This is a genomic window from Peribacillus loiseleuriae, assembly GCF_001183985.1.
GTDB classification, from domain to species: Bacteria; Bacillota; Bacilli; order Bacillales; family DSM-1321; genus Peribacillus; species Peribacillus loiseleuriae.
In genome coordinates, this window is sequence record NZ_LFZW01000004.1 from 1 (window position 1) to 10,402 (window position 10,402).

Sequence of the window (10,402 nt, forward strand, 5' to 3'; positions counted from 1 at the left end):
AAAAAACCAACCCTTTTGACCAGAGTTTCTAAATTCATATCCAGCCTCTTTTAATGCATGTCTAAATGGTTTTTCACTTATGCCAGGGATTTGTTTAGCCACATCGCCTGTCTTTACTCCTTCTTGTGCTAATACTTCTAAAATGTTTCGTATGGATGCTTTTTGATCTACACTCATAGATTGTTCACCCTCATTTCACACAAACTCATATACGTATTATTCCATGTGAAATACGTATGACCTTCAAGTAAGTGAACATAATCACCTTTATCGGCATTAAAAAAAGATCTTCGACTGGAAGATCCATTTAGCTGCTTGTTCAATTAAAGCGCCCTATAATTGAAAAGGGGATTTTTATACTAATACGGGGATGCTAGTAGTTTTATTTTGTAGGTGTTTTGGTAAACCATGATAAGCTGATCTAATTTTTGACTGCAATTAATGGTGTCGTGGCTATTTAAGCCTGTTTCCTTTGCAATCAGAATTAATTCCTTTTTCAATTCATTGATCCTGTTTTCTAAATCGTCCATTTCTGTAAATACCATTCAACAAGATAACCTCCTAAAATATGTACATTATTTTAGGCAACTCAGCCATCATAGTTAAAACTTTAGATCTGTAGTTTTGCGTCCTTATTTTTCAATAAGTTTGCCTTTTCTGTTTATATATTACTGTAATTAGATTCCGGAATTTGTCGCATTTTGTTGTTGCTATCGAAATAATTGCCAAGAGGGTGGATTCATGGATCTTTAACAATATGGTCCTTTAGTTGAACAAGAATCTAAAGGTAATTTATGCATACGTTATACAAATCCAGTTAACATAAGGTCAATTTTCGGAACTTCCGAAACACAAACCCCCTTGGTTCTCAAGGGGTTCCGAATGGTCCATTTTTATCGTTTATACATGATTTTATAAATGGTTGATGAATCAACATTTTCGGCTTCTGAAGAAGCCTGGTAGCTGCATAAAAAAGAGGCGTTTTATTCTAAAGGAATTTACTTTTCAGTCTATGACAAGAATCCTGTCACTAGGCCTAACAGGACGCTTATAGTCGATTTTGTTTTATTACAAAATAAAAACAGACAATTTAGTAGTTAATTTCCTACAAATTGTCTGTTTCGTTTTTTATTTTTAAGCCACGCACTTCTTTTGCTACAGCTTTTGTAGCTTCTTTTTTTGTATCAAAAATACGCCATTGATTATTAATCATTGTAAGAATCATTTTTACATCATCCTTTATCTATAATTTTATTTTAAGAAATTAGTCCACTAACCCCAAGCGATAACAAAAGCTTCTTATTTTTGCTTCTTTCTATTTCGTTTCTATGATTATATTATCCAACATGGAGCTTTATTAATCAAAGCCCTTGAAAACGTAACCATTTCTCATGAAAACGGGAACATTATCCATGAAAGCGTAATTAATTCTATTATTCTTAAAATTCCGTTATATATCTCTTGTTTTCGTGTATTTTTAAAATAAAAGGGCACTTAACATTAAGTAAGTGTCCTGGATTAATCTAAAAATGTATATTGCACGTTGTAGCTATTTTTCATTTTAAACCTCATTATTCTTTCAGTGTGTTAACCATCGCAATAGCCTTGGCAATAGTATCTTCACTAAAAGATTTTCTGCTATCAGCGTCACTAAAAAGGAGGAAGATAATGACAAACAAAATATCAAGATCGACATTAACATTAATTGTTTGCTTAGCATTATTTTCAACCTTGTTATTTACTGTGTCAGTATCAGTCACTGCCTGAGCTTGAGATTGTGCTTGATCCTGTTCTTGTTGCTGTTCTTTGAGCAAAGTCAAAAGCTCAGCTGCCTTTTTTTGTATTTTTTCATTATTATCCTTGTCATAATAACCACTCATCCGGTTCTCTCCTTTCATCAAAGACTACTCTGCAGAGTATGCATGCCTACTGATGATTGAGAGGGCTCCTGTCCATAAATGGGTTTCATTCTCTTAGTTCGTTAACCCTTTAACTGAAGAAGGGTTTTTTCTGAATGTATGATTTAGTATATTTTCGTACATTCAAATCGTTGATAACAGTGGGTCTTTTTGATAAACTATCCATATCATACGTTGAATGTACGATAGTGGAGGAAAATCATGAAAGAAAAGAACGTGCAGCCGTTACGAACGGCCAAAGAAATTGAGGATATGAAATGGGCATTGCGCCGATATGGTTCCGAACGGGACTATTTTTTGTTTGTCTTTGGGATTAATACCGGGCTTCGAGTCAGTGATATTGTGCCGTTGACTGTTGGTGATGTACGAGGAAAAGCGCATGTTGTAATTCGGGAGAAAAAAACGAATAAAACGAAGCGATTTATGTTGCCAGTGAAGCTTCGGGAAGAAATTGAGGATTATACGGCTCATATGAGCGATGAAGAGTACCTGTTTTCAAGTCGGAAGGGAAATGGACCCATTACACCCACTCAAGCTTATAGAGCGCTTGTGAAGGCCGGAGACGTGCTAGGGCGGGGTGATATCGGCACGCATACGATGCGAAAAACATTTGGGTATGCGTATTATCGGAGAACGAAGGATCTCGCGTTTCTCCAGAATATTTTTAACCATTCCGCACCGTCGATCACCAAACGGTATATCGGGATTACGCAAGACGAAATCGACGAAACATTAAAAGATTTTTCTCTATAAAAACAGGTAGGGTGTCGAAATGACACCCTACCTGTTTTTATAGAGAAAAGATTAACCAATTACATAACGAGGAGTGATACAAAATTCACCTGCAGCTGGTAAAAGTGGTGTAGCTCCAGTAGCAAATGCACGAACAGTATCAAATCGTGAAACTGTAAAAGAAAATGATCCTCCGGATGTAACATCTGCTTGCCTAACAATAGTACCTCCAATACCGGTTATAGGATCTGCACCTTTTACAAATTGCACCGTAATAGGGAAATTTCCAACATTCTTGATATACCCAGATGAAAAAATTAATTCGTTTGAGTTTGTAGCATAAAGGATATCCGCACCTACTACATCATCACCAGAAACTGTGAAATTATTACAAATTTTATCTTGTACAAAATTTTTAGGGTCGCAGCAACTAAAATCGCCGTGGCCCATGTTTCCTATAGAGTTTTGACACAAAATAGATTCATCTCCATTCTTTTTAATTGTCCATTTATTACATGTGTCAAGACTAGAAATTGCTTGGACTTATTGATTTATATCTGAATTCCTAAACGCCTAATTATGGGACCAATTCGTTACCTTCTTAATATGTAAAAACATAAGATAAATAAAGAACTCTTCACTTAAGGAGGTACAAAAGAATACATGCAGTTAAATGAGAATCCAACTACGCATTGTCTAAAGGTCCTTAAAGTATTTGATCAGGTAAATAATTCTCTTGTTATCAAATTTAAAAAAACTGTTCATCTGAAGAAAAAAAGGTTGGATGATCTTATATGCTGTGATTTTTGCATCCCTTGTGGAGAAGTGGGAAAGTCCACTCTATGGACAACATATGGACTTAGCCAAATCGGAGGTTCAATTTGTATTAATTTTAAAAGAGGATGTGGAAGTTCATTAGCTGTGTTTGTTAATGGAGAAAAACAAGCAAATATAAACGAAGGAAGTTCATTTTCAGCTACCTTTACACACCTTGATTCAATCGAAGTTCAATGCAATGGAAAAAGTTCGCAGAATAATCACTGCTATGGAGATTTTAAATTAATGCTTCACTTTCATCAAAATGATAATTGTAATCTAAATTCAATTAAAGATATTAAGAGTACCACTTGTCATTTATCGGATTGTCACGGCAATCTAGTTTCTTTGAATGATGATTGCTCAATAACCTGTAAAGAATTGACATATCCAGAAGATAGAGTGACTGTCCCTGTTATAAATCAACTAGGCAAAACTGTTTTTCTACAAAGAGTTGATCTCTTAAAACAAGGATTCATTTGCATTCAATTCATCAATCATAATGGGCAAACCTGTTTAAAATGTATTATTCCGTTTTATGAAGTGGATTCCGTGGTTTTATGTGCTCCTCAAGGAACAGAAATTAACTGTACCATAACCGATGTTGATTGTAAGGCACATGTTATTCCTTCAGTTTATAACGATACGCATTGTATAGAGGCTGTTATTATTCTTTCTATTTGTCAAAGTATATCTTCTGTTGCAGATGTATGTATTGAGCTTAAAGGTACTATTTGTAGACCTCGTGAAGATTTAAATAATGAAGATCTTAACCATGTATGGTGTCAGTGAAAACCTTTAAGGAAAGCATCGAATCCACTCAATTATCATTGCATAAAAAAAACCGTTTCCCTTTTTATCTTTGGGAATCGGCTAATAAAACGGAGCAATTAAATAATTTGGGCTAGGTATATTCACCGTATCAATCCTTACTTTTGAAATTTTTATCAACGAATTATTTTCTAATTTCCCTTTTTTCTTCCCGTCTTTTCAATTTCTATTCCATAATTCCAAGCTTTTGTAGACTCTTTTCCGAAAAATTTCATAGCATTTGTTACTGATTTTACAACGTTTTTCATGTAGATTATCCCCTTCCTAATTGATATGGCTTTATTATCGTACATGGAAGACTTTTTGACAAAGTCGTTGAAAACGCAAACATTCGCCATGTAAACGCAAACAAGTATAATGAAAACGTGCGTCATACATCGCTATCTTATTATTTCGATATTTCTCTGTAATTAGATAATTTGAATTGTGGTCAGAAAAATAAACCTACTCATTGCTCTGTAAATAAAAGGGTGTTAATATTTGTATATAAAACTTTCTTTTCTTTTTTTGCGACTTTCGAGTCTGCGGTGATAACTAATGTATAAGCCTCTGGGCTGTTTGTGATTCATAGCTTTTTTTGCTATGCAAACCAAACTGAGCCTTAGAGGCTTTTGTGTGTCTTTTGAAAAATCTTATGAGAGTAGCGTTGATATTGAACAAAAATAGCTGAGTCTATAAGAATGTATGAGCATCCAAGCTCAAGTAACAGCCTTTTAAGGGCTTTTAAATAAATTTATGTGTTTTTTTAAGGTAATGACTAAAATGGAAAACCAGGGCATTTTATACGTTCTGACAAGTGTGTTAAAAACTAAACAATCAATGAGTGGCGTTTGAAAAGAAAACTAAGCTGTATTGCTTTGTTTCGAAAGGTTTCTTTGAGTAGATATAAATGATCATAATGATGAGATTGATTGTCAAAAATCATTTGAGAGTAAAGAGTAGAGTCTGTTAACTTTGCTCTTTTTTTGTTATACCGATTTGATACTCGGCAAAGTATCCGTAATGCAGGCAGACGTATAAAGCCGATCGCCTGGGGGCGGTTTAGGACATACCCTTAATAAAGCAAACAAAAATCCGTGGTGTTGCATGGCATCACAATAGTAGCGACGAAGTCGCTGGCGTTAGGCTTAAATACATACATGTTTGTTTGCTGCACCAGGCGTCACGCCATATGGTGAAGCATTTTGAAAAAACGAAGTTTTTGAAATGCGTCACCTTATGGCGTGGGGTACAAAAATTAGGATTTCTATGCCCAAATGGGGATCCTATTCTATTTTATTTACGTTAGATTGGAGGCAAAAAAGTGGCAAGAGGCGGAAATAAGTTGAAGTATCAGGTTGAAAAATCGATTAAGAAAATCAATTATATTGGCATTTCTAAAAAAGGATTGAGAGATTCTGGGGAGCAAACAGGGATCCACTCGACCGACCAAATTAAACACGCTCTTTCGGTCTCCCAAAATTTTGCTAAATGGGCTAAACAAGAGGGAATCAAGGATTTATTTCAGTTGAAAAGAGCTCATTATCGAGATTATATAGCTTATATGCAAGATACAGGCGTCTCTAACGGCCACTTGATTAACATAGAAACGAATCTACGGATACTAGCAAAAGGCATGGCTAAAATCTCTCAAGAAAAAGGACAAAAACCTAGAGATTGGGTTCCGAAAACACGATTGATTGATTCAAAGTCACGAAAAAAACCGGAGAATCGTTCGTATTCTTCTGAGCAAATTAAGAGTTTCCGTGAAAAATTATCCGACAATGCCAAAATAGGAGCTGATCTTCAGCAGGCTTTTGGATTACGACTCCGAGAAGCTGCGAATACGAAAGTTGCTCATATTCGTGAAAAAGAAGGAAAGCTCTATTGGGTTGCTACACAAGATAAAACGGCGATTCATTCAGCCCATGGCGTAACGAAAGCTAGTAGACCTCGTGAGTCCCTTTGTCACCCAGAATTCGAAACAAGAATTCACGAATTAATTCAAGGGAAATCTCCAAACGAATATGTTTCTCAGATTAAATACAATAGTTTAAAATCAGCCTATAATCGATCTGGAATTGAAGGCTCCCATTCTTTTCGCCATACATATGCTCGTGAAATGTTAACCAAAGACTTGCGCATTCGTGGAATTGAACAATCAGGACGAAACATGATTCAAAGAATGCTGGAAAATCGAGAAAAAGGGTATAGACGAGATCGTTTAGTGCGACGAGAAGAACGCCCTATTTATCAGGCAGTTAATCAGGTAATAGATAAAATCCATGCCTATTTAGGCCACGGCAAGGGACGTATCGACTTATGTGAAGTCTATATGAAAGGCATCTAAACCATTGTTTATCCATGCGGTTTTTTGTTTTAGCGAGTTATTTTTTCACAGATCTCTTCTAAAGTAATAGCAAAGTAAGCCTTGTCCATGAGGTTTTTAAAAGTACCTGTGAAGAAGGCAGCCAATGTCGTTCTGATCTTCCCTTTTTTATAAACTCGGATTGCTTGTTTAAAGGCATCTATAGCTGTATATGTAATAATTTCAGGATCTACTATGTTTTTAATTGCTTTTGTATCAAGGTAAACACTTTTCCAAAGGTCTTCGATCATAGCAGCATGATTAAAGAAAGGCTTAACAGTCTGGACAAATTCTTTTGGAACATAAGAAGCTGTAAAAGTAGAATCTAAATGCGTTTCCTTACGTATATTTATCTTTTTAATATTGCTAGTTTTTAAAAGATTACTAGTTTCCCTTTCAAAATCTAGCCCTTCATTCTCACTGTCGCAAGGCTTCTCGTGATTTTCACAATACGTCAATGTTTCCTTTTTTAATGCATCAATTTTGTTAAAAATATAGACATTATGCCCTTTTCCACCTTTGGATTTAACCGTATTTTCGACCGATAGGATACCTAAATCCTTCGCTTTTCTCAACATCCGTTCAAAGGTTGATCGGCTTATACCAAAACCATTCCCTTTTTCATTGATGGCTCTTAATAGAGTGCCAATCTTTGCGTTAGCCACACCTACATATTTAGCCGAGAACCGAACTAGGCGTTTGAACGCGATTAATTCCCCTTTAGTAAAATCTTTTTTATGTTCAGCCAGGAACATTTCAATCGTGTTGTTAAATTCTTTTATGCTTTTAAACTTGCTCAATTCTTTAAAATTTTCTATTCTGCCTGCTACTAACATGGTATTTCCTCCTTAGTGGACAATAAAAAAGACGCTGTTCCCGATAAATTTTAAGGGAAACAGCGTCTTTTTTATTGTTTCTTAGAAAGAAACAATATTTTCTTCTTGAAACTAACAGTAAAATACACTAAAATGAGTGTACTAATATTGTTAGTTACAAGAACTTCGACAAGTGTTTTCCCTAGGTGGTTTAGGGGGAACGGTGTAAGGGGGATTGCCGTCCCACTTGCACACGTTGAGGTTCTTTTTTTACGTCCATATTTGTTTGGTTAATTATCCAACAATTGCTACTAAAAAACAAGTAATTTTGATAGATTATGAGTCTTTTCGCTATAACGTAAAACTATAGAAAAAAGAAGAGCCTATAGTCTTTGACATATTTAAGGCTTCAGTTACATAAAGCACCTTATTGAAAACTATAGAAAAACAAAGAGATAATTGAATTCGGGTTGTCCAAAAATAGATTCAACTTCCACTAAATATCTACGTCATTTATGGGGTCCTTTTTTTGTGTCTAAAGCTATATAAATTAAGACTAAATCATGTAATAATAAGACTTAATTAACATTAAAAAGCACTTAAACCAAGGTTCTGATTACAAATATAAACTATCTAATTTAAAGGTAATTCACTCTAGTTTTAGACTCAATTGAATCTCAATCCGCAATATTATTCGCAGGAGGAATTAGAATGAGTGATATAAAGTGGTCATCCATAGGTCCGGTTGCCGAAAGATTTGGCATTGAAGTTCCGAGATTGCGAACTTGGTGCGATAAAGGCTTAATTGAGTTTGATAAACGAACTACTGGTCGTTGGATTCCACATACCGAGTTTCCAAAGATCGAAAAGATCATTGAAGTTTTCAAACATGGAGGAAATGTCACGTTTGATGATGTGAAAGAAGAGTTAATTAAGGAGAACTTATATCATCAGTCGCAAACGGATGAGGAGCAAAAGGAAAAAGAGAACGAAATGGCTTTGCTGCTTGGACAGGCCTTTGAACAAAGTGGCGCTAATGAAATGTTCATGCAAATCGGTAATGAGTTTCAACGTATGCAGCAGGAAGTTAATCGCTTATCTCAATTAGTGGAAAAGCAAAATGAAACAAGATTACTCGAAGATAGTAAATTGAATAAGCTCCAGGAAGATAATGAGGTATTAAAGGGAATCGTTAAAGATTTAATTAGTTCTGATAAAGACTTAAAAGATACCTTCAATGTCTTCATGAAAGAACAAAAAAAAGAAAAAAAGGGTTTGCTATCAAAGATTTTTAGATGAACTATGCCAAGATAAACCCCTTACCATTAACAGGAACCTAAAATAATTTTAATAAAAAGAAGGACTCCTGATTTACAGGACTCCTTTTTAATTCAATACAAAACATGATTTTTGTACTTACTACAAAATGAAAATAAGCATGATAAATACCTATATTTGTGTCCTTTCACTATTTTAAACATACAATTAATTAACACATGCACGTAGTAAGTTCCTCCTAAAAACAAAAGGAGCTGTTTGTATATGTCAGGTTGTGTAGATGATGGTTGTAATGGCGGTATTGGTTTTGGGGGCGGTTTTGCCTTTATAGTGGTTTTGTTTATCCTCTTAATCATTGTTGGTTGTAGTTGTGCCGGAGGATTCGGCGGTGGAGGATTCGGTGGAGTTGGTGGCGCTGGATTCGGCGGCGGTGGATATGGCTACGGTGGAGTTGGTGGCCCTGGATTCGGAGGCAGTAGCTATGGCTACGGCGGATTCTGCTAAATAAATAACAAAAGGGCGACTAACATAGGTCGTCCTTCTTTAATTTAAGATTGCTGACTATCAAGACCATATTTATGGTGAATTGGTTTCATAAAAGAAACAGAGACCTCCAAATAAGGAGGTCTCTGTTTCTTTTATGAAACTCGATATTTGTTTATGTCTGGGGTTGGGTCAATACCTATGCTATGCATTAATTTAGTAAATGAGCTTATCTTCACTAAAAATACAGTTGAAATTCCTACAAAGTCATATAAACATGCTTATATTTGTGTCATTTCATTATTTTAAACATACAATTAATTAGCCCATGTATTACCTCCTTTAAAAAAAGGAGATGTTTATGTATGTCAGGTTTTGTTGATGGCGGTTGTGGCGGAGGATTCGGCGGCGGCTTTGCCTTGATTATCGTATTGTTTATCCTCTTAATCATTATTGCCTGTAGTTGCGGCGGCGGAGGATTCTTTTAAGAAGCAAGGACGACCGTTATGGTCGTCCTTCTTTAAATTTAAGGTGGTTAATGCAATCTTTACATTTTTGCAGACCACCAAAAAGGGTCTTCTTCTTAAACTGATGTCACCATTAATCCTTTAGCTGAACAAGATCCCAGAATAACTCATGAATATTATATACATTTTTAGTTTACATAAAATCAATTATCGGCAAAAAAAGGATTGGGTACCTCTTAGATATCCAATCCTTTTTGTTTCTTTGGTCACTTTTCATATTTTTCTAGAAAGTCGGCTAATGCTAAATGCAACATATCAGACTTATTGATCCTCTAAGCTTCACAAAACTCATCTAAACGTTTACCAATAACACGATCAATAACAATAGTCTTTCTTGTTTTGTCACTTTGTGGCAACTGTTTGACGCGGTCATAAAGACTTGGCTCATTGGTTTGTGTAGTTGGGGTAACCTCTTGCCATGATTTAAGCATTTCCTTAATCATATGAATTTCATCTTGGGTGAACGGCTCATGAACAATAGGTGAATGATTCGTGAATTCCTTATTACTCTTTGTGAACTTCTGATTACTTCGTGTGAAAGGTGTATGAACTTTAGGTGAACTCGATTTCACATAATCAAAAATACTTTTATCAAGGGGTTCTTCACCTTCTCCAATAAAAAACCAACCCTTTTGACCAGAGTTTCTAAATTCA

Annotated in this window: 11 protein-coding genes and 1 riboswitch; of the genes, 6 read left to right on the plus strand and 5 right to left on the minus strand. The window is 35.3% G+C overall.

The window, feature by feature from the left end; genetic code table 11:
- Positions 1-359: 359 nt before the first annotated feature.
- Both AC625_RS24925 and AC625_RS24930 read right to left on the minus strand, forming a co-directional pair.
- Positions 360-545, minus strand: a complete 186-nt coding sequence (locus tag AC625_RS24925; protein ID WP_049684119.1) for an aspartyl-phosphate phosphatase Spo0E family protein — start codon at positions 543-545, stop codon at positions 360-362.
- Between the two features lie 35 nt (positions 546-580).
- Positions 581-663: riboswitch (cyclic di-GMP riboswitch) on the minus strand.
- A gap of 908 nt (positions 664-1,571) precedes the next feature.
- Positions 1,572-1,880, minus strand: coding sequence for a hypothetical protein (locus AC625_RS24930; protein ID WP_049684120.1), 309 nt, complete (start codon positions 1,878-1,880; stop codon positions 1,572-1,574).
- Between the two features lie 240 nt (positions 1,881-2,120).
- Here AC625_RS24930 and AC625_RS24935 point away from each other — a divergent pair, with 240 nt between their 5' ends.
- The gene (locus tag AC625_RS24935; RefSeq protein ID WP_049684121.1) at positions 2,121-2,672 is read left to right on the plus strand and encodes a site-specific integrase; all 552 of its coding nucleotides are present in this window, start codon (positions 2,121-2,123) and stop codon (positions 2,670-2,672) included.
- A 51-nt stretch (positions 2,673-2,723) separates the two neighbouring features.
- Here AC625_RS24935 and AC625_RS24940 read toward each other — a convergent pair whose 3' ends face one another.
- Positions 2,724-3,125 carry a DUF3992 domain-containing protein gene (locus AC625_RS24940; RefSeq protein ID WP_218971237.1) on the minus strand — a complete coding sequence of 134 codons (402 nt, stop codon included), beginning with the start codon at positions 3,123-3,125 and terminating at the stop codon, positions 2,724-2,726.
- A 189-nt stretch (positions 3,126-3,314) separates the two neighbouring features.
- Here AC625_RS24940 and AC625_RS24945 point away from each other — a divergent pair, with 189 nt between their 5' ends.
- Entirely contained in the window at positions 3,315-4,259 is a 945-nt protein-coding gene (locus tag AC625_RS24945; protein WP_049684123.1) for a BMQ_0737 family morphogenetic spore coat protein, read from the plus strand.
- Positions 4,260-5,601: 1,342 nt separating this feature from the next.
- Positions 5,602-6,627, plus strand: coding sequence for an integrase domain-containing protein (locus AC625_RS24950; protein ID WP_049684124.1), 1,026 nt, complete (start codon positions 5,602-5,604; stop codon positions 6,625-6,627).
- 29 nt (positions 6,628-6,656) lie between these two features.
- Here the strand turns inward: AC625_RS24950 and AC625_RS24955 are convergent, their stop codons facing one another.
- Positions 6,657-7,481 (minus strand): hypothetical protein, encoded by an 825-nt coding sequence (locus tag AC625_RS24955; protein WP_049684125.1) that lies wholly within the window; start codon positions 7,479-7,481, stop codon positions 6,657-6,659.
- 690 nt (positions 7,482-8,171) lie between these two features.
- Between AC625_RS24955 and AC625_RS24960 the strand changes: the two genes are divergently transcribed.
- The 3 genes from AC625_RS24960 (at position 8,172) to AC625_RS26295 (ending at position 9,709) form a co-directional block, all read left to right on the plus strand.
- Positions 8,172-8,759, plus strand: a complete 588-nt coding sequence (locus AC625_RS24960; RefSeq protein WP_049684126.1) for a MerR family transcriptional regulator — start codon at positions 8,172-8,174, stop codon at positions 8,757-8,759.
- Between the two features lie 243 nt (positions 8,760-9,002).
- Positions 9,003-9,242 carry a YjcZ family sporulation protein gene (locus tag AC625_RS24965; protein ID WP_049684127.1) on the plus strand — a complete coding sequence of 80 codons (240 nt, stop codon included), beginning with the start codon at positions 9,003-9,005 and terminating at the stop codon, positions 9,240-9,242.
- Positions 9,243-9,586: 344 nt separating this feature from the next.
- Positions 9,587-9,709: a YjcZ family sporulation protein gene (locus tag AC625_RS26295; RefSeq protein ID WP_082191334.1), complete on the plus strand. Its 123-nt coding sequence runs from the start codon at positions 9,587-9,589 to the stop codon at positions 9,707-9,709.
- 311 nt (positions 9,710-10,020) lie between these two features.
- Here the strand turns inward: AC625_RS26295 and AC625_RS27375 are convergent.
- Positions 10,021-10,402, minus strand: a 382-nt coding sequence (locus AC625_RS27375; RefSeq protein ID WP_049684128.1) for a hypothetical protein, incomplete at its 5' end; no start/stop codon positions are given.